This window comes from Variovorax sp. GW823-FHT04F07 (assembly GCF_058795995.1).
Genome location: NZ_JBXAIG010000001.1, coordinates 1,304,415 through 1,329,276 on the forward strand (window position 1 = coordinate 1,304,415; position 24,862 = coordinate 1,329,276).

Sequence of the window (24,862 nt, forward strand, 5' to 3'; positions counted from 1 at the left end):
TTGGCAAAACCCTTTCGGAGACACGAACATGCGCACCCAGGTCGCCATCATCGGCGCAGGCCCCGCCGGCCTTCTGCTCGGCCAGCTGCTGTACAAGGCAGGCATCGACAACGTCATCGTGGAGCGCCAGAGCGGCGACTACGTGCTGGGCCGCATCCGCGCCGGCGTGCTCGAACAGGTCACGATGGACCTGCTGGCGCGCGCGGGCGTCGACACCCGCGCCAAGGCCGAGGGCCTGCCGCACGACGGCATCGAGCTGCTGTTCAAGGGCGCGCGCCACCGCATCGACATGCACGGCCTCACGGGCGGCAAGCAGGTCACGGTGTACGGCCAGACCGAGGTGACGCGCGACCTGATGGAAGCGCGCACGGCCGAAGGCCTCACGACGATCTACAGCGCAGCCAACGTCAGCCTGCACGACTTCGATTCGGCCAAGCCGCGCGTTCGCTACGAGAAGGACGGCCAGACGCACGAGATCGAGTGCGACTTCATCGCCGGCTGCGACGGCTACCACGGCGTGAGCCGCGCCAGCGTGCCGGCCGACGCGATCCAGACCTACGAGAAGGTCTACCCCTTCGGCTGGCTCGGCGTGCTGGCCGACGTGCCGCCGGTGTCGCACGAACTCATCTACGCCAACACCGAACGCGGCTTTGCGCTGTGCAGCATGCGCAGCGCCACGCGCTCGCGCTACTACGTGCAGGTGCCGACCGAAGAGAAGGTGGAGAACTGGAGCGACGAAGCCTTCTGGAACGAGCTGCGCGCGCGCCTCGACCCCGAAGCGCGCGAACGGCTGGTGACGGGCCCGTCGCTCGAAAAGAGCATTGCGCCGCTGCGCAGCTTCGTGGCCGAGCCGATGCGCTTCGGCTCGCTGTTCCTGGCCGGCGACGCGGCGCACATCGTGCCGCCGACCGGCGCCAAGGGGCTCAACCTCGCGACCGCCGACGTGGGGTACCTCTCGCGCGCGCTGGAGATTTTCTACAACGAGAAGTCGGCTTCGGCGCTGGACCGTTATTCCGACCTGTGCCTGCGCCGGGTCTGGAAGGCCGAGCGCTTCTCGTGGTGGTTCACCTCGCTGATGCACCGCTTTCCCGAGACGGGCGCCTTCGGCCAGAAGATCCAGGAAGCCGAACTCGACTACCTCGTGCACTCGCGCGCGGCGTCGACCGCGCTGGCGGAAAACTACGTGGGGCTGCCGCTCGAAGACTTCTGAGCGGCGGGCGACAGCATCTCGTCGACGAGCCGCTGGTCTTCGTCGTAGATCCAGCATTCGCGGAGCTTGCCGTCTCTCACGGCGTAGCGCAGCTGGCGCTCCAGCTCGACCGGGCGCCCCTGGTGTTCGAACTGCTCGACGGCGACGATCAGCCCGAAATGCTCGCCGGCCAGCACGTCGCGGATCGCGACGAGCCGGCGGTTCGTGCGCTCCTTCACCTGCTTGAGCACCGCGAGGCAGGCCGCCTTGCCCCGATGCGTGCCCGCGAGCGGGCTGCAGCCGAAGTAGTGAAAGACGACCTCGTCGTGGTAGCAGTCGACGATGGCCTTGAGGTCGTTCGCGGCCCAGGCCTGCGCGTAGCGCTGCACGACCGCCAGGATCTCGTTCGCGGCCGGTGTTGTCGGCGTGCTCATCGTGCGTTGGCCTTCTCCAGCGTCTTCTTCATGGCAGCGCCGCCCTGCGCCATCATGGGCTCGACGTACGCCGCGAGCCCGTCGGGCAGCACATCGGTGATCCAGACGAAGCGCGACCGGCCTTCGCCGTGCGCGAACACCTGGGCCGACGCGTGGTGGTGCGTGGCCTTGCCGTCGGTCACGGTGTAGGCCAGCCGGCGGTTCTCGTCGTCGAGGGCCACGAGCAGCTCGCGCGCCACGAGGCCGTTGGCGAAGTGGACGATGCGGGCGCCCTGCCCGTCGAGTTCGCAGCCGGTGAGAAAGCCCGGCGCGAGGCGCGTGTGCACGGCGCCGAAGTCGCGCAGCGCGTCCCACACCTGCGCGGCATCGGCCTCGACGATGAATTCCTTGTAGACGGTGGCCATGGGGTCGGTGCCTTTCGTGTCAGGGACAGACGGCCTCGACGTTGTTGCCGTCGGGGTCGATGAGGAAGGCCGCGTAGTAGGTCGGGCTGTAGTCGGCGCGCGGCCCCGCGCCGCCGTTGTCGGTGCCGCCGGCCTTCAAGCCGGCCTTGTGGAAGGCGGCGACGGCCGCATGGTCGGGCGCGCGAAACGCGATGTGCGTGCCGGGGCCCTTGGCATCTTTCGTGGCATAGAGCCACAGCGCCGGTTCGCCGGCCGGGCCGAGGCCGGCGTAGCTGTCGTCGTGGGAGCCCAGCACATGGCCGAGCGGCGCGAGCGCGGCTTCGTAGAAGCGCCGGCTCACGGCGAGGTCTTTGACTTTCAGTCCGATGTGGTCGTACATGGCGATGACTTCCTGCTTGAAGGGTGGATCAAGCGGTCATCGTGAAGCAGCGTGGCCAGGCGGTCTTGGAAAATCTTGCGGTCGCCCTTGGCAGCAAGCCGGAAACCGCGCGGCGACACGCCGGCCGCGCGGTGGAAGGTGCGCACGAAGTTGCTCAGGTCGGCAAAGCCGGCCTCGAGGGCCACCTCGGTCACGGCAAGGTCGCTGTCCGCCAGCAGGCGCGCCGCGCGGCGCAGCCGGGAGCGCACGAGGTACTGGTGCGGCGTGACGCCGAGCACCTGGGAGAACAGGCGCAGGAAATGGAAGGCGCTCAGGCCCGCCTGGGCGGCCGCGTCTTCCAGGCCGATCTCACCGGCGGCGTGGGCCTCGATCCAGGTCGCGGCCTCGACCGCACGGCGACGGTCCCGCGGCGCGGCCGACGGCGGCGCCGCCGCGGGCTTGCCGCGCCCCTTCACCACGTCGAGGAAGCGGCTGGCGAAGCCCATGCCCAGCTCGTCGAGACCCACGTCGCTGCCGCCTTCGACCGCGACCTGCGCGAGTTCACCGAGCACCATGAGTTCGGGCAGCGGCGGCAACGCCGAGGCATGCCAGCTGCGCCGGTCGGCGCCGATCAGGTCGACGAAGCTCGGCGAGAAGTGGAACGACAGGCACTCGTCGCCACAGGCGAAGTGCTCGTGGGTGCAGACGTAGTCGTCGCCCGGCGCACCGACCAGCACCGCGCCGGCCACCAGCTCGTAGTCGCGGCCGAGCGCGCGGCAGCCGAAGCTCCCCTTGCGCACGTACGAGACCGAGTGCGTCTCGTGCATCTCGGTGAACGGCGCCGCGCCGACGCCCGCGTCACAGCGGTAGGTCGAGACGCGGATCGCGTCGGTCTGCAGTTCGGTGGTGACGCGCATGATGACTTTCGCCGCCCTTCGATCACCGGCCGGCGGCGCTCAATCGATCGTCTGCATGGCCTGCCAGACCCGCGACGGGCTCAGCGGCATGTGCAGGCGGGGCGCGCGGGCGCCGAGGCCGTTGCGTGCGAAGGCGTCGGCCACCGCGTTGACGATGGCCGGCGTGGCGCCGATGGTGCCCAGCTCGCCGACGCCCTTCACGCCCAGCGGATTGTTCTTGCAAGGCGTCGATTCGTCCATTTCCATCTGGAACATGGTGTCGACGATGTCGGCGCGCGGCGCGGCGTAGTCCATGAGGCTGCCGGTGACGGGCTGGCCGGTTTCGCTGTCGTACACCACCTGCTCGTACAGCGCCTGGCCGATGCCCTGCACCGCGCCGCCTTCGAGCTGGCCGCGCACGATCATCGGGTTGACCACGCGGCCCACGTCGTTGACCGAGCTGTAGGCCACGACGCTGATCTCGCCGGTGGGCGGGTCGAGTTCGATCTCGCAGATGTGGCAGCCGTTGGGCCAGCTCGGGCCGGCCACGGTGCTGGTGGAGTCGACGAAGATCTCGCGCCCCGGCTGCTTGGCAGCCAGGGTGAACAGGTCGAGCTCGAGGTCGGTGCCGGCCACGATGAAGGTGCCGCGGCTGTAGACGATGTCGTCGATGGAGGCCTCGAACTCCTGCGCCGCGAGTTCGCGCGCCTTGTCGATGGTGCGCTCGGCGCCGATGCGCACAGCCGAGCCGCCGGTGAAGAGCGAACGCGAGCCGGCGCTGCCGAAGCCGTCGCCGCGATCGGTGTCGCCGAGCACGACGCGCACCTTCTCGATGGGCACGCCGAAGGCATCGACGGCCAGCTGCGCGAGCGAGGTCGCGATGCCCTGCCCCATGGCGTTGACGGCCGAGAACACCTCGATCACGCCGTCGGCCTGCACCGAGACGGTGACGCGCTCTTCGAACACGTTGCCACCAGTCCACTCGAGAAAGGTGGCAATGCCCAGGCCGCGCTGCTTGCCGCGCGCCGCCGACTCGACCGCGCGGGCCTCGAAGCCCTGCCAGTCGGCCAGCTGCAGCGCCTGGTCCATCACCGACTCGAACTGGCCCGTGTCATAGGTCTGCGCCATCGGGTTCTTGTAGGGCATCTGCTCGGGGCGGATGAAGTTGCGCCGGCGCAGCGCGATGCGGTCGATGCCGGTCTGGCGCGCGGCTTCGTCCATCAGGCGCTCGATGGTGAAGATGGCCTCGGGCCGGCCCGCGCCGCGGTAGGCGCCGGTGGGCGCGGTGTTGGTGAGCACCGCCTTGAAATGGAAGTCGATGGTCTGGATGTCGTAGACGCTGGTCTGCACCCAGGGGCCGATCAGCAGCTGGATCGCGACGCCAGTGCCGGTGGCGTAGGCGCCCACATTGGCGAGCGTCTTGATGCGCAGGGCCAGGATCTTGCCGTCGGCGTCGAGCGCCATTTCGGCGCGCGCCTCGATGTCGCGGCCGTGCGCGCTGGACAGGAACTCTTCACTGCGGTCGGCCACCCACTTCACGGGCCGGCCCACCTGCAGCGCGGCGTAGGCGACCGCGATGTCCTCGGGGTAGGCACCGGTCTTCATGCCGAAGCCGCCGCCAACGTCGCCCACGACCACGCGCACTTTTTCCTTGGCCAGGCCGATGGCCGCGCAGACCGAATCGCGCACGCCGGACGGCATCTGGGTGCTCATGCGGATCGTGAGGCGGTCGGTCTTGCTGTCGTGCGTGGCGAGCACGGCGCGCGGCTCGATGGTGAGCGCGACCACGCGCTGGTTGTTCACGTCCAGGGCGATCACGTGGGCGGCGCGCTCGAAGGCGGCGGTGGCGGCTTCGCTGCTGCCGTGGCGCATCTCGGCGGCGATGTTGCCCGTGGCCTCCTCGCACAGGAGCGGCGCGCCTTCGGCGGTCGCGCCCGGCAGGTCGACCACCATCGGCAGCTCTTCGTAGTCGACCATGACGGCTTCGGCCGCATCGCGCGCCTGCTGCACGGTGTCGGCAATGACGGCCGCGACCGGTTCGCCGACGAAGCGTGCGCGCTCGTGCGCCAGGGCGCGGCGCGGCGGGCTCGCGCTGTCGCTGCCGTCCGCGCGCTTGAAGCCCGCGGCGCCGGGCATCGGCTTGACGCCGGCCTCGGCCAGGTCGGCCCCGGTGATCACGCGCAGCACGCCGGGCATGCCGACGGCTGCGGACGCGTCGATGGACACGATGCGCGCATGCGGATAGGGGGAGCGGAGAAAAATGAGGTGCGCCTGCTCGGAGAGCGTGACGTCGTCGGTGTAACGGCCGGCGCCTGCGAGCAGGCTTTCGTCCTCGAGGCGGCGCACCGCCTGGCCGCTGCCGAAGCGCGTGGGATTGGGTTCAGTGGTCAACGTGGTCCTCTTGTGCTGATCCCCGGCGCCCTGCACATGCCTGCCGGATCCGCTGTGGTACTGCGAAAGCAAGCTGTGCACTATAGGTTTTTCGACGGGTCTTGTGGGGTTGTCTCGCGTGCCATCGGCGGTGGCACCAGGGCCGCAGCCTTGTGGACTGTTCCCGTGTGAGCGGGATTTTCCCTCAACTGGCTTGCGTTTTCGAGAAGCCGTGTATACCTGCATCCATGCGACAACTGCCTTGGCTCGAACCCGGAGATGCACTGCCCGACCCCGCTTCGGCGTGGGACGAACGGGACCCGGTGCCCGGCCTGCTGGCGGCCGGCGGCTCCCTCGATGTCGATACTCTGATGCAGGCCTACAGCCGCTGCGTCTTCCCCTGGTTCAGCGACGACCAGCCCATCCTGTGGTGGAGCCCCGACCCGCGCATGGTGCTGCGGGTGAACGACTTCCGGCTGCATCGCTCTCTGCGCAAGACCCTGAGCCGTTTTGCCGCGACGCCCGGCTGCGAGCTGCGCGTCGATCACGATTTTGGAACGGTGATCCAGGCCTGTTCGCAGTCGGCGCGCGCCGGCCAGTCGGGCACCTGGATCGTGCCGGACATGGTCAAGGCCTATACGCAATTGCACCGCGCCGGGCACGCACACAGCGTGGAAACCTGGATCGACGGCGAGTTGGCGGGCGGACTCTACTGCGTGGCGCTGGGCCGGGCCGTATTCGGCGAATCGATGTTCACGCGCCGGCCGGACGCCTCGAAGATTGCGCTGGCCGGCCTGGTCGCGCTGTGCCGGCGCGCCGGCATCGCGATGATCGACTGCCAGCAGAACACCGCGCACCTGGCCAGCCTCGGCGCCCGCGAAATGCCGCGCGCGCGCTTCGTCGCGCACGTGGCCCAGGCCCGAAAACAGGAGGGCCCGCAGTGGCAATTCGACCCCGTATACTGGTCCGAACTCCTTTCCGAGCGACCTTTTCTTTCGACGTGACGTGACGTGACGCACCTCAAGGATCTTCCGCTTCACACGCTGCAGTTCTACGCGACGGCGCCCTATCCCTGCAGCTACCTGCCGGATCGCCAGGCCCGCTCGCAGGTGGCCACGCCCAGCCACCTGATCCACAACGACGCCTACTCCGACCTGGTGCTCAGCGGCTTCCGGCGCAGCGGCATGTTCACCTATCGGCCGTATTGCGACGGCTGCCGCGCCTGCATCCCGCTGCGCGTGCTGGCGCACAGCTTCAAGCCGAACCGCAGCCAGCGGCGCACCGCCAAACAGCACGCCGACCTGCAGGCGCGCGTGCTCAAGCTGTGCTTCGTGCCCGAGCACTACCAGCTCTACCTGCGCTACCAGACCGGCCGCCACTCGGGCGGCGGCATGGACCACGACAGCATCGACCAGTACACGCAGTTCCTACTGCAAAGCCGCGTCAACTCACGGCTGGTCGAGTTCCGCGAAACCCTGCCCGACGGCAGCCCGGGCGCGCTGAAGATGGTGTCGATCCTCGACGTGCTCAGCGACGGCATCTCGGCCGTCTACACCTTCTACGAGCCCGAGGACGGCGCCGGCTACGGCACCTACAGCGTGCTGTGGCAGATCGAGCAAGCCCGCAAGCTGGGGCTGCCGCACGTCTACCTGGGCTACTGGATCGAGCGCAGCCCCAAGATGCACTACAAGGCCCGCTTTTCCCCGCACGAAGTGTTGGTGGACGGCCACTGGCAGGCACCGAGCGATTTCACAAGGTAAAATGGCGCACGGTCATCACCGCATTGCGCCATGAGAAAAAACCTATCCGACGTTCCCGCCACTCCCGTCATCCAGGTCATCGAGCGCATGTTCTCGCTGATCGACGTCCTGGCCTCGCGCGAAGAAGCGATCTCGCTGAAGGAAATCAGCGAAAAGACGGGGCTGCACCCGTCGACCACGCACCGCATCCTCAATGACCTCGCGGTCGGTCGTTTCGTCGATCGCCCCGAAGCCGGCAGCTACCGCCTCGGCATGCGCCTGCTGGAGCTGGGCAACCTGGTCAAGGGCCGGCTGAACGTGCGCGACGCAGCCCTGGGCCCGATGCGCGAGCTGCACAAGCTCACGCAGCAGCCGGTCAACCTCAGCATGCGCCAGGGCGACGAGATCGTGTACATCGAACGCGCCTACAGCGAACGCTCGGGCATGCAGGTGGTGCGCGCCATCGGCGGTCGTGCCGCCCTGCACCTGACCTCGACCGGCAAGCTGTTCCTGGCCGCCGACGATCCCCAGCGCGTGCGCAGCTACGCCACGCGCACCGGCCTGGCCGGGCACACCCGCAACAGCATCACCCAGCTGCCCGCGCTCGAGCGCGAGCTGTCGAAGGCGCGCCAGTACGGCATCGCGCGCGACAACGAAGAACTGGAACTGGGCGTGCGATGCATGGCCGCCGGCATCTACGACGACCAGGGCAAGCTGGTGGCGGGCCTGTCGATCTCGGCCCCGGCCGATCGCCTCGATGAAGGCTGGCTGCCCAAGCTGCAGGCGACCGCCAATGAAATCTCGGGCGCGCTGGGCTTCAAGGACGGCGGCGTGGCCGCAACGCCTGCGTCGGGCGCGAACGTGACGACGGGCGCCTGAGCGCCCGTTTTCTTTCGACTCTTTTTCTTTCCAGCGAGCCGGCCGATAAGTCCTGCACGAGGACAGCAGGCAGGCCGCTAACGGCCTCCCCGTTCAGCCGATCTCAGCCAGCGACCTGGAAGCCGCGCGGACCCGACACGGCATGCGTGGCCTCGACCCAGCGGCGAACCCGCTCGGCATCGGCGATGCGGCTGAACTTGCCGGCCGAATCCAGGAACACCATGATCAGCTTGCGCCCGGCCACCTTGGCCTGCATCACGAGGCACTGGCCGGCTTCAGAGATGTAGCCGGTCTTCTGCAGGCCGATGTCCCATTCCGGGCTCTTCACGAGGCGGTTGGTGGTGTTGAACTGCAGCACGCGGTTACCAACTTCGACCTGGTATTCCGGCGACGTGGACAGCGAACGCACGGTGGCGTCCGAATAAGCTGCGTTGACCAGCAGCGCCAGGTCTTGCGCGCTCGACTGGTTGCGGCTGGACAGGCCGGTGGGCTCCACGTAGCGCGTGTCCTTCATGCCGAGCATGCGGGCCTTGGCATTCATGATGCTCACGAAGGTCGTGAGACCGCCCGGGTAGGTGCGGCCCAGCGCGTGCGCCGCGCGGTTTTCGCTGGACATCAGCGCCAGGTGCAGCAGCTCGCCGCGCGACAGCGTGGTGCCGACGGTCAGGCGCGAACGGCTGCCCTTTTCGGTGTCGACGTCGTCTTGCGTGATGGTGATGAGTTCGTCGTTCGGCAGATGGGCCTCGCTGATCAGCAGGCCGGTCATGAGCTTGGTGAGCGAAGCGATCGGCAGCACGGCGTGGTCGTTCTTGCTGAACAGCACTTCGTGGGTGTCCTGGTCGATCACCAGGGCTACGCTCGACTTCAGGTCGAGCGCGTCGTCGGTGCTGTGCAGGCCGGCCATCTGGCCGAAGGACTGGCGAGCCGGCGTCTCGACGCGCACCACCGAACGGCGCTGCACGGCGACGACGGTCTTGCCGTTCTTCTTGTGGATGGTGGCCACGACATTGCGACCGCCGCGCACGACCTTGTCGGCCTGCTCGGCGCGACCGCCGCGTGCCACCTTGGAAGCGGACGCATTGCGCTGCTTGGCCTCGGCAGGTGCCTTCGCCTTCTTGGCGACGGCGGACTTGGCGGCAGCGGGTTTTTCCTTCTTCGCGGCCTGGGCGCCAGGCAGCAAAAACGCCGAGGCGCACAGCGCCACGGCGAGGAACTTGAAGGCGGGTAGGAACCGCTGGATGGAAACTCGACGTAGACGGGTTTCAGGCATCAATAAATCTCCAGCGGCAACAAACGAGGACCGCAGTGTATCGAAATCAAAAAAGACACGCAATATCAGTTACTTGCATCCTCTTCTTCATTCGAATACCAAGGAACGCCTGAAAACCTAACCTTGTGCCGCCACTCTCTCAGCTTGGCTCTGTAACTTGTTGAGCGCACTCAAATAAGCCTTTGCCGAAGCGACCACGATGTCGGGGTCTGCACCCACACCGTTGACCACCCGCCCTGCGTTTTGTAACCGGACTGTAACTTCTCCCTGGCTTTCCGTCGAGCCGCTGATGGCGTTTACAGAGTAAAGAACCATCTCGGCGCCGCTCTTGACGTGGGCCTCGATGGCCTTGAGGGACGCATCGACCGGCCCGTTGCCGTCGGATTCGCTGGTGACTTCCTTGCCCTGGACCGTGAACACGATCTTGGCCTGGGGCCGTTCGCCGGTTTCGCTGTGCTGGGAGAGAGAGACGAAAGCAAACTGTTCACCAACGTGCGACAGCTCTTCCGCGCTGACCAGCGCGAGGATGTCCTCGTCGAAAATTTCGGACTTGCGGTCGGCCAGCTCCTTGAAACGCGCGAACGCGGCGTTGACCTCGGTTTCGCTTTCCATCGTCACGCCCAGGTCCTGCAGGCGCTGCTTGAAGGCATTGCGGCCGCTGAGCTTGCCCAGCACGATCTTGTTGGCGGTCCAGCCCACGTCTTCGGCGCGCATGATCTCGTAGGTGTCGCGCGCCTTGAGCACGCCGTCCTGGTGGATGCCCGAGGCATGTGCGAACGCGTTGGCGCCCACCACCGCCTTGTTGGGCTGCACCACGAAGCCCGTGGTCTGGCTGACCATGCGGCTGGCGGCCACGATGTGCTGGGTGTCGATGTTCAGGTCGAGCCCGAAGTAGTCCCTGCGCGTCTTCACGGCCATGACCACTTCTTCGAGCGAACAGTTGCCCGCGCGCTCGCCCAGGCCGTTGATCGTGCACTCGACCTGGCGCGCGCCGCCGATCTTCACGCCGGCCAGCGAGTTCGCCACGGCCATGCCCAGGTCGTTGTGGCAATGCACCGACCAGATCGCCTTGTCGCTGTTGGGAATGCGCTCGCGCAGCATCTTGATGAAGTTGCCGTACAGCTCGGGAATGGCGTAGCCGACAGTGTCGGGCACGTTGATGGTGGTGGCGCCCTCGTTGATCACGGTTTCGAGCACGCGGCACAGGAAGTCGGGGTCGCTGCGGTAGCCGTCTTCGGGGCTGAACTCGACGTCGGCGATCTGGTTGCGCGCGAAGCGCACGGCCAGCTTGGCCTGCTCATGCACCTCGTCGGGCGACATGCGCAGCTTCTTTTCCATGTGCAGCGGCGAGGTCGCGATGAAGGTGTGGATGCGCCCGCGTGCCGCGCCCTTCAGGGCCTCGGCCGCGCGCGCGATGTCGCGGTCGTTGGCGCGCGAGAGGCCGCACACCGTCGAGTCCTTGATCGCATTGGCGATGGCCTTCACGGCCTCGAAGTCGCCGTTCGAACTGGCCGGAAAACCGGCTTCGATGACGTCGACCCTGAGCCGCTCCAGCAGCTTGGCGATGCGCAACTTTTCGTCGCGCGTCATCGAGGCGCCGGGCGACTGTTCGCCGTCGCGCAAGGTGGTGTCGAAAATAATGAGTTGGTCGGTCATCGTGGATCTCCTTGGTTCGTTCCCACCTTGCGCGTGCGGCTGGTGCCGGTGCGTCAGGCGACTTCAGCCACCGATTGTGCGCTGCGCGCGCCCCGGCCCCTCGCCCGCTGCACCCCCGACACGATCGCCTTCAGCGAGGCCGAGATCACGTTCGCATCGATGCCGACGCCGAACAGGGTCTGCGACTCGTCCACGCGCAGCTCGAGGTAGGCCACCGACTTGGCATCGGCGCCCGCGCCGATGGCGTGCTGGTGGTAGTCCATGACGCGCACCGTGTGGCCGGTGGCCTGGCTCAGCGCCTGCGTGAAGGCGTCGATCGGGCCGTTGCCGCGGCCTTCGATGGCGCGGGTTTCACCGTCCCATGGCAGGTCGCCGCGCAGCACCACCGTGGCATCGGCGCCCTCGCCTTCTTCCTGGATCACGCGGTGTTGCAAGGCCTTGGCGGTCTCGATGCCGTATTCGTTCACGAAGATCTGCCAGAGGTCGGCGGCAGTGAGCTCTTTGCCGCCCACGTCCATCACGCGCTGCACGACCTGCATGAATTCCATCTGCAGGCGGCGCGGCATCTCGAGGCCGTACTCGCTCTCGAGCAGGTAGGCCATGCCGCCCTTGCCCGACTGGCTGTTCACGCGGATCACGGCTTCGTAGCTGCGGCCCACGTCCTTCGGGTCGATGGGGAGGTACGGAATGTCCCAGATGTCGCCGTCCTTGCGCGCGGCGAACGCCTTCTTGATCGCGTCCTGGTGCGAGCCCGAGAACGAGGTGTAGACGAGATCGCCGACATAGGGATGCCGCGGATGTACGGGAATCTGGTTGCAGTGCTCGACCGTGGCGCGGATCTCGTCGATGTTCGAGAAGTCCAGTTCGGGCGAGACGCCCTGCGTGTAGAGGTTGAGCGCGACGTTCACGAGATCGAGGTTGCCGGTGCGCTCGCCATTGCCGAAGAGGCAGCCTTCGATACGCTCGGCGCCCGCCATCAAGGCCAGTTCACCGGCTGCGGTGCCGGTGCCGCGGTCGTTGTGCGGGTGCACGCACAGCACGATCGAGTCGCGACGCGCGAGGTTGCGGTGCATCCACTCGATCATGTCAGCGAAGATGTTCGGCGTGGAATGCTCGACCGTCGTGGGCAGGTTGACGATGCACTTGCGCTCGGGCGTCGGGGCCCAGACTTCGGTGACCGCATCGACCACGCGCTTGGAAAAGACCACGTCGGTGCCCGAGAACATTTCGGGCGAGTACTGGAAGGTCCACTTCGTGTTCGGCTGCTTTGCGGCGAAGTCGTTGAACATGCGGGCATGGCTGCTCGCAAGTTCGACGATCTGGTCTTCGTCCATGCCGAGCACCACGCGGCGCATCACGGGAGCCACTGCGTTGTAGAGGTGGACGATGGCGCGCGGTGCGCCCTGCAAGGCTTCGAAGGTGCGTTCGATGAGGTGGTCGCGCGCCTGCGTGAGCACCTGGATCGTCACGTCGTCGGGAATGCGGTCCTCTTCGATGAGCTTGCGCACGAAGTCGAATTCGACCTGCGACGCCGAGGGAAAGCCGACTTCGATTTCCTTGAAGCCGATGGCCACGAGGGTTTCGAACATGCGCATCTTGCGCGCGATGTCCATGGGTTCGACCAAGGCCTGGTTGCCATCGCGCAGGTCCGTCGACAGCCAGATCGGGGCCTTGGTCAGCACGGCATCGGGCCAGGTGCGGTCCTTGAGACCGATCGGGGCGAATGCGCGGTATTTGGCTTGAGGTTGCTTGAGCATGTCGATTTCTCTGTGATGGTTGGAACTCAACCAGCAACCCCAAAAGACAAACGGCCCGTTGCTGGTGCGAACGGGCCGTGATGAAGGATTAGCGCGTGCGCTACCGTCTCCGCCCGTGAGGGAGGGCTAGTAGGGCCAGCAGCGAGATCTTGGTCATGAGGGTTGCGAATGTAGCACAGCCTTCGGGGGCCTGTGAAGGCCGGGGGCTTCCTCAGTTGTGCAGTCCCCTCTCGTCGGGCTCTTCGGTCGAGGTGCTGATCACGCTCACGGGCTGACCCTTGGCCTTGCGCCACGCGTACACCACGTAACCGCTCAGGCCATAGGCCACGAAGAGGCTGAACAGCACCGTCGGCGGATGGATGTTGATGACCGCGATGCCCAGCGCGATCAGCACGATCACGACGAAGGGCACGCTCTTCTTCATCTGGATGTCCTTGAAGCTGTAGAACGGCGCGTTGGTCACCATGGTGAGGCCCGCGTACAGCGTGAAGGCGAAGGTGACCCAGGTGATCTGCGTCCACGAGAGGTACAGCACCTCGCCGCCGCGCTTGCCCCATTCGTTGACGAGCCAGATGAAGCCCGCCACCAATGCCGCGGCCGCCGGCGACGGCAGGCCTTGGAACCAGCGCTTGTCGACCACGCCCGTGTTGACGTTGAAGCGCGCGAGCCGCAGCGCGGCACAGGCGCAGTACACGAAGGCGGCGATCCAGCCCCAGCGCCCCAGCCCCTTGAGCGACCACTCGTAGGCGATGAGCGCGGGCGCGGCGCCGAACGACACCATGTCGGACAGCGAGTCCATCTGCTCGCCGAACGCGCTTTGCGTGTTGGTCATGCGGGCCACGCGCCCGTCGAGGCTGTCGAGCACCATCGCGGCGAACACGCCGAGCGCGGCCAGGTCGAAGCGCGCGTTCATGGCCATCACGACCGAGTAGAAGCCGCCGAACAACGCCGCCAGCGTGAACAGGTTCGGCAGGATGTAGATGCCCTTGCGACGCTTGCGCGGTTGCGCGTCGTCGGGGACGGTGTCGTCATGCATTGAATTGGCCTCCGTCCCTCGTGGGAACTGCCCGGTCAGCTATCCATTCGATAGCATCTTGGTCTGTGAATCGCATGCTTCGCAGTGTAGTTCAGGGGACCCGTGCACTCCCCTTCAAACAAAAGGGCCACCGCGACGGGTGGCCCTCCGAAACAGGGTGCCGAAGCACCCTGTTGGCTCTTGCCTCTGAAGATCAGTTGCGGGTCTGGTCGACCAGCTTGTTCTTCTTGATCCAGGGCATCATCGCGCGCAGCTTTTCGCCGACGACTTCGATCTGATGCTCAGCGTTCAGGCGACGGCGGCTGATCAGCACCGGCTGGCCGGCAGCGGCTTCGAGCACGAAGCTCTTGGCGTATTCGCCGGTCTGGATGTCCTGCAGGACCTTCTTCATGGCCTTCTTGGTCTCGTCGGTCACGATGCGCGGGCCCGTGACGTACTCGCCGTATTCGGCGTTGTTCGAGATCGAGTAGTTCATGTTGGCGATGCCGCCTTCGTAGATCAGGTCGACGATCAGCTTCAGCTCGTGCAGGCATTCGAAGTACGCCATTTCGGGCGCGTAGCCGGCTTCCACCAGCGTTTCGAAACCAGCCTTGATCAGCTCGACCGTGCCGCCGCACAGAACCGCTTGCTCGCCGAACAGGTCGGTCTCGGTTTCTTCGCGGAAGTTGGTCTCGATGATGCCGGCCTTGCCGCCGCCGTTGGCGGTGGCGTAGCTCAGCGCGAGGTCACGCGCCTTGCCGCTCTTGTCCTGGTGCACCGCGATCAGGTGCGGCACGCCGCCACCTTGCGTGTACGTGCCGCGCACGGTGTGACCCGGAGCCTTGGGAGCGACCATCCACACGTCGAGGTCGGCGCGCGGCTGCACGAAACCGTAGTGCACGTTGAAGCCGTGCGCGAAGACGAGCGAAGCGCCCTCCTTGATGTTCGGGGCCACGTCGTTCTTGTAGACGGCGGCGATCTGCTCGTCGGGCAGCAGGATCATGACGACGTCGGCCGACTTCACGGCGTCAGCGACTTCAGCGACCTGCAGACCGGCCTTGCCGACCTTGTCCCACGAAGCGCCGCCCTTGCGCAGGCCGACAACGACCTTGACGCCGCTATCGTTCAGGTTCTGCGCATGTGCGTGACCTTGCGAGCCGTAGCCGATGATGGCAACCGTCTTGCCCTTGATGAGGCTCAGGTCCGCGTCCTTGTCGTAATAAACCTTCATGATGTTCTCCAGATAGATAAGCGAGTTGCAGTGTGTTGTTGTGCCGTTCGTCCTGAGCCTGTCGAAGGGCTCAATGCAGTCCCCGCTCGCGCGGAGGCTTCGACAAGCTCAGCCCGAACGGGCAGCGACTGAGCTCCGAATCATGGTGTCAGACCCGCAGGATGCGTTCGCCGCGTCCGATGCCACTGGCGCCGGTGCGCACCGTCTCGAGGATGGCGCCGCGGTCGATCGCTTCCAGGAAAGCGTCGTTCTTGCCGTGATCGCCAGTCAGCTCGATGGTGTAGCTCTTGTCGGTCACGTCGATGATGCGGCCACGGAAGATTTCCGCCATGCGCATCATTTCCTCGCGTTCCTTGCCCACCGCACGCACCTTCACCATCATGAGCTCGCGCTCGGTGTAGGCGCCTTCGGTCAAGTCGACCACCTTCACGACCTCGATGAGACGGTTCAGGTGCTTGGTGATCTGCTCGATCACGTCGTCCGAGCCGTTGGTGACGATGGTCATGCGCGAGAGGCTTGCGTCCTCGGTCGGCGCCACGGTCAGCGATTCGATGTTGTAGCCACGGGCCGAGAACAGGCCCACCACGCGGGAAAGAGCACCCGGCTCGTTTTCCAGCAGCACTGCAATGATGTGTTTCATGTTGGCGTGACTCCTCTTTTCGCCTACGCGGAAGCTTTCGCTTTCGCCGCCCTCCCCCGTGCACGGTAATGCGCGGGCTTGGCGGGCAATAGATTCGTCAGTAAAGGTTGAACGAACGAATGTTCCGGATCAGAGATCTTCGGAACCCAGCAGCATCTCGGTGATGCCCATGCCGGCCTTGACCATCGGGAACACGTTCTCGGTGGGGTCGGTACGGAAATCCATGAACACCGTGCGGTCCTTGAGCTTGCGCGCCTCGCGCAGCGCCGGCTCCACGTCTTGTGGACGCTCGATCAGCATGCCGACGTGGCCATAGGCCTCGGCGAGCTTCACGAAGTTGGGCAGCGCGTCCATGTAGCTGTGGCTGTAGCGGCCGGAGTATTCGATCTCCTGCCACTGGCGCACCATGCCCAGGTAGCGATTGTTGAGCGAGCAGATCTTGATCGGCGTGTTGTACTGCAAACAGGTGGAGAGCTCCTGGATGCACATCTGCACCGAGCCTTCGCCGGTGATGGTGAACACTTCCGAGTCGGGCTTGGCGAGCTTGATGCCCATGGCGTAGGGAATGCCCACGCCCATGGTGCCCAGGCCGCCCGAATTGATCCAGCGGCGCGGCTCGTCGAAGCGGTAGTACTGGGCGGCCCACATCTGGTGCTGGCCGACGTCCGACGTGATGTACGTGTCGGCGTCCTTGGTCATGTTCCAGAGGGTCTCGACCACGAACTGCGGCTTGATCACGTCCTTGTTGTCGCGGTCGTACTTGAGGCAGTCGCGCGAGCGCCAGCCTTCGATGGTCTTCCACCAGTCGGCCAGCGCACCGGCGTCGGGCTTGGTGGTGCTCTCGCGGATCATCGAGATGAGCTCGGTGAGCACGTCCTTCACGTCGCCGACGATCGGGATGTCGACCTTCACGCGCTTGGAGATGCTCGACGGGTCGATGTCGACGTGGATGATCTTGCGTTCGTTCTGCGCGAAGTGCTTCGGATTGCCGATCACACGGTCGTCGAAGCGCGCGCCCACGGCCAGCAGCACGTCGCAGTTCTGCATCGCGTTGTTGGCTTCGATGGTGCCGTGCATGCCCAGCATGCCCAGGAACTTGCGGTCGCTCGCCGGATAGGCGCCCAGGCCCATCAGCGTGTTCGTGACGGGGTACCCCAGCATGTCGACCAGCGTGCGCAGCTCGTTCGTGGCATTGCCCAGGAGCACGCCGCCGCCGGTGTAGATGTAGGGGCGCTTGGCCGCCAACAGCAGCTGCAGCGCCTTGCGGATCTGCCCGCCGTGGCCCTTGCGCACCGGGTTGTACGAGCGCATCTCGACCTTGTCGGGATAGCCGCTGTACGGGATCTTCTTGAAGGAGACGTCCTTCGGCACGTCCACCACCACGGGGCCGGGACGGCCGCTGCGTGCGATGTGAAAGGCCTTTTTCATCGTCATGGCCAGATCCTTCGGATCCTTGACGAGGAAGTTGTGCTTGACGATGGGGCGCGTGATGCCGACCGTGTCGCATTCCTGGAAGGCATCGAGGCCGATGGCGGCCGTCGGCACCTGGCCGGAGATGATCACCATCGGGATCGAGTCCATGTACGCCGTCGCGATGCCGGTGACCGCATTGGTCAGGCCGGGACCGGAGGTCACCAGTGCCACGCCGACTTCGCCGGTGGCGCGCGCATAGCCGTCGGCAGCGTGGACGGCGGCCTGTTCGTGGCGCACCAGCACGTGCTGGATGGTGTCCTGCTTGTAGAACGCGTCGTAGATGTAGAGAACCGCGCCGCCCGGGTAGCCCCAGATGTACTGGACGCCTTCGGCCTGCAGTGCCTTGACCAGCACTTCAGCGCCCATGAGTTCTTGCGTGGTGTTGCCGGCGCCAGAGGACGCGGCTGCTGCGGAAGCGAGTTCCGCCTTCGAGATTTCCATGATCAACCTTTGTGTTTTTTCGGGAACGAAAAACCTTGGGTGCCCCTTGCCAGCCCTTGTGGGGCCGCGCCAGGACTTGAGGCCAAAGCCATGAGCGGACTGATGTTCCGCCGGACCGTGACCCGTTTGCCTTTTGACTTGCAAGGCGGATTATGACACTACCGGCGCGTTCAGACTCGCTTCAGGTGCCCTGTCTTGGCACAAAGGCATAATCCGCGGCATAAAAACATGAGCGTTCGCCAAACATCCTCCCCACGCGGCGCGTCCCGCCGCCCCCTCTCATTTGGCTACTGAACACGAACTCTCCGACTTCCTGAAAAACGTCGAACGACGGGCCTTCAAGCGCTCGGTCTATCACGTGCGGGACGAAGAAGCGGCCTTGGACATCGTGCAGGACAGCATGATGAAGCTGGCCCAGCACTACGGCGACAAGCCTGCCGAGGAACTACCGATGCTGTTCCAGCGCATCCTGTCGAACTGCACGCTCGACTGGTTCCGCCGCCAGAAGACCCGCCGCGCCCTTTTTTCCAATCTGAGCGACTTCGAACCGGCCGACAACGGCGAAGATTTCGACTTGCTGGAGAACTTCGTCTCGCCAACCGACTCCAGAGAATCGGAGAGCGCCGAAGACACCACCCGCCGCAGCCAGGTCTTTCACGAAATCGAAGAACAGATCGCGGCTTTGCCCGGCCGTCAACGCGAGGCTTTCCTGATGCGTTACTGGGAGGAAATGGACGTCGCAGAGACGGCCGCCGCAATGGGCTGCTCCGAGGGCAGCGTCAAAACCCATTGTTCGCGAGCTGTCCACGCTCTGAGCAAGGCGCTCAAGGCCAAGGGAATATCGCTATGAACACTAAGGTTCCAACCTCTCAATCCAGCGCAGCAGAAGACCGCTTCGGCCAACGGCTGGCGGCCCGGCTGTCGGACGGCAATCAAGCCTTGCCGCACGACATCAGCGAGCGTCTGCGCGTTGCCCGTTCGCAGGCCGTGGCCGCGCGCAAGCAGGCGCCGCAGCTGCGCACGGCGCCCGTCGCGGTCCAGTCGGGCCACACGGTCACGCTGGGCGGCAGCTGGTGGACCCGCATCGGTTCCGTGGTGCCCCTGATCGCCCTGGTGGCCGGCCTGATCACCATCAGCGTGTTGCAGGACGACGACCGCGCCAGCGAACTCGCCGAGGTCGACTCGGCCCTGCTGACGGGCGACCTGCCGCCCGCCGCCTACACCGATCCCGGCTTCGCCCAATTCCTGAAGTCCGACAGCGCCTCCGACTGAACACCTTGCCCGACCGAATGCGACGCCGCTCCGTTTCCCGTGCGAAAGCCCTGCTTCCGTTGCGCCCGCTCCCGGCGGGCGCCGTCGTTTGGGCGGGTGCGCTGGCAGCCGCTGCCTTCGGCCTGACGCTGGCTGATGCACAGACGCTGCCCGAAACCGCCAAGCCCGCCACGCACGCCGCAGCCACCAATGGCGCGGCAAGCCCCAAGGCCGTTGCCACGACCAAGCCCCTGTGGAACGAACTGAGCAATGAGCAGCAGCACGCCCTGAAGCCGCTGGCTTCGCACTGGAACACGCTGAACGCCGGCCAGAAGCGCAAGTGGCTGGCCTTGTCGCGTAATTACGCGAACATGCCCGCCGACGACCAGGTCACGCTGCACAGCCGCATGATCGAATGGGCGGCGCTGAGCAACCAGCAGCGCGCCCAGGCCCGCCTGAATTTCGCCGAGGTCAAGCGCGTGCCTGCCGACGAGCGCAAGCTCAAGTGGGAGCAGTACCAGGCGCTGAGCGAAGAAGAAAAACGCAAGCTCGCCGAGAGTGCTCCGCCCAAGCCCCGCGGCGCCGCCCTGCCAGTGCGCCCGGTCTCGTCGCAAAAACTCGTGCCTGTGCCGGCCGTCACGCCGCCCGGACAGCACACGCCCCGCATCGTGCCGGCCACGCCCCCCACACCCGTGCTGCCGCCGTCGGCCATCGTGGTGAGTTCGCCGGCGACACCGCCTGCCGCCGTGGAACGCACCGCCGTGCCGGCCAGCACCGTCATCGCCCCGGCGGCGTCGGCACCGAGCAGCCTCACGCCGCCACCGGTGCCCGCCGAAGCGCAGGTGCCGGCACCGTCCGCGGCCACGGCGCCCACGGCCTCGCCCTCCGCCCCCTGACCGAAGGTTTCGATGGTTTCCAGTTCGCCCGAGGCCTCGGGACCCGGCCAGTCGGCCTCGCCCTCTTCATCTACCCCCAACGCGCCCGCGGTGCCCGGCCTGTGGCGGCGCATGGCCTGCTGGCTTTATGAGGGCATGCTGCTGTTCGCGGTCGTGTTCGTGTCCGGCTGGCTGTTCAGCACGCTGGGCCAGATGCGCGATGCCATGGACGAACGGCGGCACCTGCTGCAGGCCTTCCTCTTCGTGGTGTTCGGCGTCTACTTCGTCTGGTTCTGGGCCAAGGGCCAGACGCTGGCCATGAAGACCTGGAACATCCGCATCGTCGACCGCAACGGCCGCCCCGTCAGCCAGGGCCGCGCACTCGCGCGCTACCTGCTGAGCTGGGTGTGGTTCCTGCCGCCACTGGCCGCCATCGCCCCGTTCAAGCTGTCGGGCGGCGAGTCGACCGTGCTGATTTTCGGCTGGGTCGCCATCTGGGCGCTGCTGGCCCGTTTTCACCCCGAGCGCCAGTTCTGGCACGACGCCTGGGCCGGTACGCGGCTCATCACCTCCAAGCCGATGAGCCGCCAATGAGTGCCCTGCCCGACCCCGCCGTGAACCCGCAGAAGGCCCGCAAGGGCTTCGAGCGCGTCTGGCATGCCACCCTGATCTCGCTGCACGGCCTGCGCGCCGGCTGGAGCGAGCCGGCGTTCCGCCAGGAAGCCATCCTGTCGATGCTGATGATCCCGGCCGCCTTCTGGCTCGGGCGCAGCTGGGTCGAGGTAGCGCTGCTCGCCGGCAGCGCGGTCCTGGTGATGATCGTGGAGCTGCTCAATACGGCGGTGGAAGCCGCCATCGACCGCATCGGCCCCGAATGGCACGACCTCTCCAAGCGCGCGAAGGACATGGGCAGCGCCGCCGTCCTGCTGTCGCTCACACTGTGCGGCGGCATCTGGGCCGCGGCCCTGTGGCAACGCTTCGTGTCATGAGCGGGTCCGCCGCCTGCGGCATGATCGCAGGATGACCCCTGAATTTTCGATTTGCGTGTATTGCGGCTCGCGCCCCGGCGAGCGCCCCGAGTTTTCCCAGGCCGCCCAGGCCGTGGGCCAATGGATCGGCAGCCACGGCGGCCAACTCGTCTACGGCGGTGGCCGCACCGGCCTGATGGGCACGGTGGCCGAGGCCACCCGCCAGGCCGGCGGCCGCGTCGTCGGCATCATCCCCAAGGCCCTGGTCGACAAGGAACTGGCCAACCCCCTGTGCGACGAGCTGCACGTCGTCGACACCATGCACGAGCGCAAGGCCATGATGGGCGAGCGCGCCGACGCCTTCCTCGCGATGGCGGGCGGCATCGGTACCTTCGAAGAACTGTTCGAGATCTGGACCTGGCGCCAGCTCGGCTACCACGACAAGCCGACCGGCATCCTCAACACCGCCGGCTACTACGACGGCCTGCTGAGCTTCCTGGCGCACAGCGTGCGCGAGGGCTTCATGGGCGAATGGCAGATGGACCTGGTGCGCACCGGCACCGACGTGCCCGAACTGCTGACCGCGCTGCGCGCCGAAGTCCCCCTGCACCCCCGCGACGACAAGCTCTCAGAAAACCTCTGACCCGAAAGCCTCGAGGCCCTATTCCAGCGAACACCGAGGAACCGGCTCCGCCGGGCCTCAGGTGTTGCCCCCGGTAGGGGGTTGGCGAAGCGACACGAAGTGCGCGAAGCCTGGGGGCGAGCCTGGCTAGACTGCGTTTTCGTTTTCTTCGCCGGTGCGGATGCGCACGATGCGCTCCACCTCGGTCACGAAGATCTTGCCGTCGCCGATCTTGCCGGTGCGCGCCGAGCTCACGATGGCCTCGATGCAGCGCTCCACGTCGCTCTCGTTGACGACCACTTCGACCTTCATCTTGGGCAGGAAGTCGACCACGTACTCGGCGCCGCGGTACAGCTCGGTGTGGCCCTTCTGGCGGCCGAAACCCTTGACCTCGGTCACCGTGAGGCCGGTGACACCCACCTCGGCGAGGGCTTCGCGCACGTCCTCGAGCTTGAAGGGTTTGACGATGGCGGTGATCTGCTTCATGGTTTTTGTGCTCCGGCGGTTTCGTTGAACTTGCTGGTGATAGGGTAACGCCAATCCTTGCCGAAGCTTCGGTGGGTGACCCGGATGCCTACGGGCGCCTGGCGCCGCTTGTATTCGTTGATCCTGATGAGCCGCGCAACCCGCTCGACCACCGCGCGGTCGTAGCCCGCGGCAATGATCTCGTCGATGCCTTCATCGTCCTGCATGTAGCGTGCCAGGATGCCGTCCAGCACGTCGTAGGGCGGCAGGCTGTCCTGGTCGGTCTGGTCGGGGCGCAGCTCGGCGCTCGGGGGGCGCGTGATGATGCGCTCGGGAATCGGCGCCGCGCCGGTGCCGTACGGGTCGTGGGCATTGCGCCAGCGCGCCAGCGCGAACACAGTGGTCTTGAGCAAGTCCTTGATGACCGCAAAGCCGCCCGCCATGTCGCCGTAGAGCGTGCAGTAGCCGGTGGCCATCTCGCTCTTGTTGCCGGTGGTCAGCACGATGGCGCCGAACTTGTTCGACAGCCCCATCAGCAGCGTGCCGCGGATGCGGGCCTGGATGTTCTCCTCGGCCGTGTCTTCCGGCCGGCCCGCGAACTCCCCGGCCAGCGCGGCCTTGAAGGACTCGAAGGTGTGCTTGATCGAAATCTCGTCGTAGCGCACGCCCAGCCGGCCGGCCATGTCGCGCGCGTCGATCCAGCTGATGTCGGCCGTGTAGGGCGACGGCATCATCACCGCGCGGACCTTGTCCTTGCCCAGCGCGTCCACCGCGATCGCGAGCACCAGCGCCGAGTCGATGCCGCCCGACAGCCCCAGGATCGCGCCCGGAAAGCCGTTCTTGCCGACGTAGTCGCGCACACCGAGCACCAGCGCGTCCCACAGCTGCGCCTCGGCGTCGCGCGGCGCGGCGATGGCCAACGGATCGGCCACGACGGCGACGCCGCCCTGCGCCCCGCGCGCGAGCTCCATGAAGACCAGCCGCTCGCGAAAGCTCTCGGCCTGCGCGGCCAGCGCGCCGTCGGCCTGCAGCGCGAACGAGGCGCCGTCGAACACCACCTCGTCCTGCCCGCCCACCAGGTGCGCGTAGACCAGCGGCAGGCCCACGGCGCGTGCGCGGTCGGCCATGCGCGCCACGCGTTCGCCTTCCTTGCCCACGTGGTACGGCGAGGCGTTGATCACCGCCAGCACCTCGGCACCGCCGGCGCGCGCCAGCTCGGCCGGCGCGTCGAACCAGGCGTCCTCGCAGATCAGCAGGCCCACCGACACGCCGCCTGCCTCGAACACGCAGGTGCCCTGCCCCGGCGTGAAGTAGCGGCGCTCGTCGAACACCTGGTAGTTCGGCAGTTCGCGCTTGGCGTAAGTCTCGAGGATGCGGCCTTCCTTGAGGACGCTGGCCGCGTTGTGACGCAACTGCACGGCCACAGATCGGCTGCGCAGGCTGCCGCCGCTGGGATGCCCCACCACCACGACCATGTCTTTGAGGTCAGCCAGCGCGGCCGCGATGCCTTTCACGGCATCATCACAGGCTTCGGTGAAGGCGGGACGGAGGAACAGGTCCTCCGCCGCGTAGCCGGCAATCGAGAGTTCGGGTGTCAGCAGAAGGCGCGCGCCCTGCGCGTAGGCCTCGCGTGCGGCGCCGACGATCTTCTGCGCATTGCCGACGAGGTCGCCCACCACAAAATTGAGTTGCGCGATGGCGAGCTTGAGCGTCATACAGAAGGAAGAAAAAGGCTTGAACGATTATGTCATTCGGGTTCTGGCGTCGCCGTCGGACATCGACCCGCAAGCCTGGAACGCCCTGCTCGCCGCGCAGCCCGAACCCTCGCCCTTCATGCGCCACGAATACCTCGCGGCGATGCACGACAGCGGCAGCGCCTCGCCCGAGCGCGGATGGACACCGCAGTTCGTCACGCTGTGGCGCGGCGAGGTGCTCGAAGCCGCCTGCGCGCTCTACCTCAAGGACCATTCCTACGGCGAGTACGTGTTCGACTGGGCCTGGGCCAACGCCTACGAGCAGCACGGGCTCGCCTACTACCCGAAGGCCGTGGTGGCGGCGCCCTTCACGCCCGTGCCCGGCGCCCGGCTGCTGGCACGCGACGCGCCAAGCCGCACGCTGCTGGTGCAGGCGCTGGTGGCGGTCTGCAAGGAACAGGAACTTTCGTCTTTGCATCTGCTGTTCGGCGCCGACGCCGACATCGCCGCGTGCACCGAAGCCGGGCTGATGCTGCGCCATACGGTGCAGTTCCACTGGACGAACACGCAACCCGGCTACACCAACTTCGACGCATTCCTGGCAAGCCTCTCGCACGACAAGCGCAAGAAGATCCGCCAGGAGCGCCGCAAGGTCGCCGAGGCCGGCGTCAGCTTCCGCTGGTCGCGCGGCACCGACATCGCCGCCGCCGACTGGGATTTCTTCTACCGCTGCTACGAGCGCACCTACCGCGAGCACGGCAACCCGCCCTACCTCACGCGCGATTTCTTCCAGCGCATGGCCGACACGCTGCCCGAGGCGTGGCTGCTGTTCGTGGCGGAGCGCGACGGGCGCCCCATCGCGACCAGCCTGATCGCACTCTCCACCGACAAAGCCCAGCCGCTGGTGGCCTACGGCCGCTACTGGGGCGCGCTGGAGCGCGTCGACTGCCTGCACTTCGAGGCCTGCTACTACCAGCCCATCGCCTGGTGCATCGCGCACGGCGCGGTGCGCTTCGAAGGTGGCGCGCAGGGCGAGCACAAGATGGCCCGTGCGCTGATGCCGGTGCGCACCACCAGCGCCCACTGGCTCGCGCACCCGTCGTTCGCCGATGCCGTCGAGCGCTTCCTCGAGCGCGAAGGCGCCGGCATCGAGAACTACATGGACCACCTCGGCGAACGCAGCCCGTTCAAGGCGACCTGATCGGTGCGGGAGCGCCGGGGGCTGCTATAAAGCC

Annotated in this window: 25 protein-coding genes; 11 read left to right on the plus strand and 14 right to left on the minus strand. The window is 66.5% G+C overall.

Annotation, left to right across the window (positions count from 1 at the left end):
* Nucleotides 1-28: 28 nt before the first annotated feature.
* A complete protein-coding gene (gene pobA / locus AC1RAA_RS06180) occupies nucleotides 29-1,210 on the plus strand; it encodes a 4-hydroxybenzoate 3-monooxygenase (RefSeq protein ID WP_492727169.1) in 1,182 nt (393 codons plus the stop codon).
* Here pobA and AC1RAA_RS06185 read toward each other — a convergent pair.
* The 5 genes from AC1RAA_RS06185 to AC1RAA_RS06205 are packed head-to-tail and all read right to left on the minus strand — an operon-like array spanning nucleotide 1,180 to nucleotide 5,672.
* Complete coding sequence (locus AC1RAA_RS06185; protein WP_492727171.1) at nucleotides 1,180-1,623, minus strand: nuclear transport factor 2 family protein; 444 nt, start codon at nucleotides 1,621-1,623, stop codon at nucleotides 1,180-1,182. The two genes, pobA and AC1RAA_RS06185, sit on opposite strands and share 31 nt — an antisense overlap.
* On the minus strand, nucleotides 1,620-2,027 hold the full coding sequence (locus AC1RAA_RS06190) for an SRPBCC family protein (protein WP_492727172.1): 408 nt from the start codon (nucleotides 2,025-2,027) through the stop codon (nucleotides 1,620-1,622). The genes AC1RAA_RS06185 and AC1RAA_RS06190 overlap by 4 nt, the downstream gene beginning before the upstream one ends.
* A 19-nt stretch (nucleotides 2,028-2,046) precedes the next feature.
* Nucleotides 2,047-2,406 (minus strand): VOC family protein, encoded by a 360-nt coding sequence (locus AC1RAA_RS06195; protein ID WP_095950192.1) that lies wholly within the window; start codon nucleotides 2,404-2,406, stop codon nucleotides 2,047-2,049.
* On the minus strand, nucleotides 2,385-3,302 hold the full coding sequence (locus AC1RAA_RS06200) for a helix-turn-helix transcriptional regulator (RefSeq protein WP_492727175.1): 918 nt from the start codon (nucleotides 3,300-3,302) through the stop codon (nucleotides 2,385-2,387). Before AC1RAA_RS06200 ends, AC1RAA_RS06195 begins: the two co-directional genes overlap by 22 nt.
* A 39-nt stretch (nucleotides 3,303-3,341) precedes the next feature.
* Nucleotides 3,342-5,672 carry a xanthine dehydrogenase family protein molybdopterin-binding subunit gene (locus AC1RAA_RS06205; RefSeq protein ID WP_492727177.1) on the minus strand — a complete coding sequence of 777 codons (2,331 nt, stop codon included), beginning with the start codon at nucleotides 5,670-5,672 and terminating at the stop codon, nucleotides 3,342-3,344.
* 227 nt (nucleotides 5,673-5,899) lie between these two features.
* On the opposite strand from AC1RAA_RS06205, the gene aat reads away from it, so the two are divergent.
* From aat to AC1RAA_RS06220, 3 genes are read left to right on the plus strand one after another with little or no spacing between them, the layout of a single operon-like run.
* The gene (gene aat, locus AC1RAA_RS06210) at nucleotides 5,900-6,655 is read left to right on the plus strand and encodes a leucyl/phenylalanyl-tRNA--protein transferase (RefSeq protein ID WP_492727179.1); all 756 of its coding nucleotides are present in this window, start codon (nucleotides 5,900-5,902) and stop codon (nucleotides 6,653-6,655) included.
* Nucleotides 6,656-6,661: 6 nt separating this feature from the next.
* Nucleotides 6,662-7,411: an arginyltransferase gene (locus tag AC1RAA_RS06215; protein ID WP_062478083.1), complete on the plus strand. Its 750-nt coding sequence runs from the start codon at nucleotides 6,662-6,664 to the stop codon at nucleotides 7,409-7,411.
* A gap of 30 nt (nucleotides 7,412-7,441) precedes the next feature.
* Nucleotides 7,442-8,269, plus strand: coding sequence for an IclR family transcriptional regulator (locus tag AC1RAA_RS06220; protein ID WP_492727181.1), 828 nt, complete (start codon nucleotides 7,442-7,444; stop codon nucleotides 8,267-8,269).
* Nucleotides 8,270-8,372: 103 nt separating this feature from the next.
* Here the strand turns inward: AC1RAA_RS06220 and AC1RAA_RS06225 are convergent, their stop codons facing one another.
* From AC1RAA_RS06225 to AC1RAA_RS06255, 7 genes are all read right to left on the minus strand, one after another.
* Nucleotides 8,373-9,539 (minus strand): serine hydrolase, encoded by a 1,167-nt coding sequence (locus AC1RAA_RS06225; protein WP_095950197.1) that lies wholly within the window; start codon nucleotides 9,537-9,539, stop codon nucleotides 8,373-8,375.
* A 117-nt stretch (nucleotides 9,540-9,656) separates the two neighbouring features.
* The gene (locus AC1RAA_RS06230; protein ID WP_070060915.1) at nucleotides 9,657-11,195 is read right to left on the minus strand and encodes a 2-isopropylmalate synthase; all 1,539 of its coding nucleotides are present in this window, start codon (nucleotides 11,193-11,195) and stop codon (nucleotides 9,657-9,659) included.
* 53 nt (nucleotides 11,196-11,248) lie between these two features.
* Nucleotides 11,249-12,952 carry a 2-isopropylmalate synthase gene (gene leuA, locus AC1RAA_RS06235; RefSeq protein WP_492727183.1) on the minus strand — a complete coding sequence of 568 codons (1,704 nt, stop codon included), beginning with the start codon at nucleotides 12,950-12,952 and terminating at the stop codon, nucleotides 11,249-11,251.
* 211 nt (nucleotides 12,953-13,163) lie between these two features.
* Entirely contained in the window at nucleotides 13,164-13,988 is an 825-nt protein-coding gene (gene pssA, locus AC1RAA_RS06240) for a CDP-diacylglycerol--serine O-phosphatidyltransferase (protein WP_062478071.1), read from the minus strand.
* Between the two features lie 193 nt (nucleotides 13,989-14,181).
* Entirely contained in the window at nucleotides 14,182-15,198 is a 1,017-nt protein-coding gene (ilvC, locus tag AC1RAA_RS06245; RefSeq protein ID WP_062478069.1) for a ketol-acid reductoisomerase, read from the minus strand.
* A 148-nt stretch (nucleotides 15,199-15,346) separates the two neighbouring features.
* Nucleotides 15,347-15,838, minus strand: a complete 492-nt coding sequence (ilvN, locus tag AC1RAA_RS06250) for an acetolactate synthase small subunit (RefSeq protein WP_062478068.1) — start codon at nucleotides 15,836-15,838, stop codon at nucleotides 15,347-15,349.
* A 129-nt stretch (nucleotides 15,839-15,967) separates the two neighbouring features.
* On the minus strand, nucleotides 15,968-17,752 hold the full coding sequence (locus AC1RAA_RS06255; protein WP_095745524.1) for an acetolactate synthase 3 catalytic subunit: 1,785 nt from the start codon (nucleotides 17,750-17,752) through the stop codon (nucleotides 15,968-15,970).
* A 283-nt stretch (nucleotides 17,753-18,035) separates the two neighbouring features.
* On the opposite strand from AC1RAA_RS06255, the gene AC1RAA_RS06260 reads away from it, so the two are divergent.
* The 6 genes from AC1RAA_RS06260 to AC1RAA_RS06285 are packed head-to-tail and all read left to right on the plus strand — an operon-like array spanning nucleotide 18,036 to nucleotide 21,489.
* Nucleotides 18,036-18,602, plus strand: coding sequence for an RNA polymerase sigma factor (locus tag AC1RAA_RS06260; RefSeq protein ID WP_062478063.1), 567 nt, complete (start codon nucleotides 18,036-18,038; stop codon nucleotides 18,600-18,602).
* Nucleotides 18,599-19,024: a DUF3619 family protein gene (locus tag AC1RAA_RS06265; RefSeq protein WP_062478060.1), complete on the plus strand. Its 426-nt coding sequence runs from the start codon at nucleotides 18,599-18,601 to the stop codon at nucleotides 19,022-19,024. Before AC1RAA_RS06260 ends, AC1RAA_RS06265 begins: the two co-directional genes overlap by 4 nt.
* Nucleotides 19,025-19,083: 59 nt before the next feature.
* Nucleotides 19,084-19,899 carry a DUF3106 domain-containing protein gene (locus AC1RAA_RS06270; RefSeq protein WP_492727185.1) on the plus strand — a complete coding sequence of 272 codons (816 nt, stop codon included), beginning with the start codon at nucleotides 19,084-19,086 and terminating at the stop codon, nucleotides 19,897-19,899.
* A 12-nt stretch (nucleotides 19,900-19,911) separates the two neighbouring features.
* Nucleotides 19,912-20,472, plus strand: a complete 561-nt coding sequence (locus AC1RAA_RS06275; protein WP_062481437.1) for an RDD family protein — start codon at nucleotides 19,912-19,914, stop codon at nucleotides 20,470-20,472.
* Complete coding sequence (locus AC1RAA_RS06280) at nucleotides 20,469-20,867, plus strand: diacylglycerol kinase (protein WP_119552011.1); 399 nt, start codon at nucleotides 20,469-20,471, stop codon at nucleotides 20,865-20,867. Before AC1RAA_RS06275 ends, AC1RAA_RS06280 begins: the two co-directional genes overlap by 4 nt.
* 31 nt (nucleotides 20,868-20,898) lie before the next feature.
* On the plus strand, nucleotides 20,899-21,489 hold the full coding sequence (locus AC1RAA_RS06285) for an LOG family protein (RefSeq protein WP_095950203.1): 591 nt from the start codon (nucleotides 20,899-20,901) through the stop codon (nucleotides 21,487-21,489).
* A 126-nt stretch (nucleotides 21,490-21,615) separates the two neighbouring features.
* Here AC1RAA_RS06285 and AC1RAA_RS06290 read toward each other — a convergent pair whose 3' ends face one another.
* Complete coding sequence (locus AC1RAA_RS06290) at nucleotides 21,616-21,954, minus strand: P-II family nitrogen regulator (RefSeq protein WP_056580191.1); 339 nt, start codon at nucleotides 21,952-21,954, stop codon at nucleotides 21,616-21,618.
* Nucleotides 21,951-23,648, minus strand: coding sequence for an NAD+ synthase (locus tag AC1RAA_RS06295; protein WP_159271608.1), 1,698 nt, complete (start codon nucleotides 23,646-23,648; stop codon nucleotides 21,951-21,953). The genes AC1RAA_RS06290 and AC1RAA_RS06295 overlap by 4 nt, the downstream gene beginning before the upstream one ends.
* Nucleotides 23,649-23,667: 19 nt before the next feature.
* On the opposite strand from AC1RAA_RS06295, the gene AC1RAA_RS06300 reads away from it, so the two are divergent.
* Entirely contained in the window at nucleotides 23,668-24,828 is a 1,161-nt protein-coding gene (locus AC1RAA_RS06300; RefSeq protein WP_492727189.1) for a GNAT family N-acetyltransferase, read from the plus strand.
* Nucleotides 24,829-24,862: the final 34 nt, after the last annotated feature.

Excerpts from the sequence above, each read along its gene's own strand:
- pobA (WP_492727169.1), top strand. The coding sequence starts at position 29 with ATGCGCACCCAGGTCGCCATCATCGGCGCAGGCCCCGCCGGCCTTCTG.
- AC1RAA_RS06185 (WP_492727171.1), bottom strand. The coding sequence starts at position 1,623 with ATGAGCACGCCGACAACACCGGCCGCGAACGAGATCCTGGCGGTCGTG.
- AC1RAA_RS06190 (WP_492727172.1), bottom strand. The coding sequence starts at position 2,027 with ATGGCCACCGTCTACAAGGAATTCATCGTCGAGGCCGATGCCGCGCAG.
- AC1RAA_RS06195 (WP_095950192.1), bottom strand. The coding sequence starts at position 2,406 with ATGTACGACCACATCGGACTGAAAGTCAAAGACCTCGCCGTGAGCCGG.
- AC1RAA_RS06200 (WP_492727175.1), bottom strand. The coding sequence starts at position 3,302 with ATGCGCGTCACCACCGAACTGCAGACCGACGCGATCCGCGTCTCGACC.
- aat (WP_492727179.1), top strand. The coding sequence starts at position 5,900 with ATGCGACAACTGCCTTGGCTCGAACCCGGAGATGCACTGCCCGACCCC.
- AC1RAA_RS06220 (WP_492727181.1), top strand. The coding sequence starts at position 7,442 with ATGAGAAAAAACCTATCCGACGTTCCCGCCACTCCCGTCATCCAGGTC.
- AC1RAA_RS06225 (WP_095950197.1), bottom strand. The coding sequence starts at position 9,539 with ATGCCTGAAACCCGTCTACGTCGAGTTTCCATCCAGCGGTTCCTACCC.
- AC1RAA_RS06230 (WP_070060915.1), bottom strand. The coding sequence starts at position 11,195 with ATGACCGACCAACTCATTATTTTCGACACCACCTTGCGCGACGGCGAA.
- leuA (WP_492727183.1), bottom strand. The coding sequence starts at position 12,952 with ATGCTCAAGCAACCTCAAGCCAAATACCGCGCATTCGCCCCGATCGGT.
- pssA (WP_062478071.1), bottom strand. The coding sequence starts at position 13,988 with ATGCATGACGACACCGTCCCCGACGACGCGCAACCGCGCAAGCGTCGC.
- ilvC (WP_062478069.1), bottom strand. The coding sequence starts at position 15,198 with ATGAAGGTTTATTACGACAAGGACGCGGACCTGAGCCTCATCAAGGGC.
- ilvN (WP_062478068.1), bottom strand. The coding sequence starts at position 15,838 with ATGAAACACATCATTGCAGTGCTGCTGGAAAACGAGCCGGGTGCTCTT.
- AC1RAA_RS06255 (WP_095745524.1), bottom strand. The coding sequence starts at position 17,752 with ATGGAAATCTCGAAGGCGGAACTCGCTTCCGCAGCAGCCGCGTCCTCT.
- AC1RAA_RS06265 (WP_062478060.1), top strand. The coding sequence starts at position 18,599 with ATGAACACTAAGGTTCCAACCTCTCAATCCAGCGCAGCAGAAGACCGC.
- AC1RAA_RS06275 (WP_062481437.1), top strand. The coding sequence starts at position 19,912 with ATGGTTTCCAGTTCGCCCGAGGCCTCGGGACCCGGCCAGTCGGCCTCG.
- AC1RAA_RS06280 (WP_119552011.1), top strand. The coding sequence starts at position 20,469 with ATGAGTGCCCTGCCCGACCCCGCCGTGAACCCGCAGAAGGCCCGCAAG.
- AC1RAA_RS06285 (WP_095950203.1), top strand. The coding sequence starts at position 20,899 with ATGACCCCTGAATTTTCGATTTGCGTGTATTGCGGCTCGCGCCCCGGC.
- AC1RAA_RS06290 (WP_056580191.1), bottom strand. The coding sequence starts at position 21,954 with ATGAAGCAGATCACCGCCATCGTCAAACCCTTCAAGCTCGAGGACGTG.
- AC1RAA_RS06295 (WP_159271608.1), bottom strand. The coding sequence starts at position 23,648 with ATGACGCTCAAGCTCGCCATCGCGCAACTCAATTTTGTGGTGGGCGAC.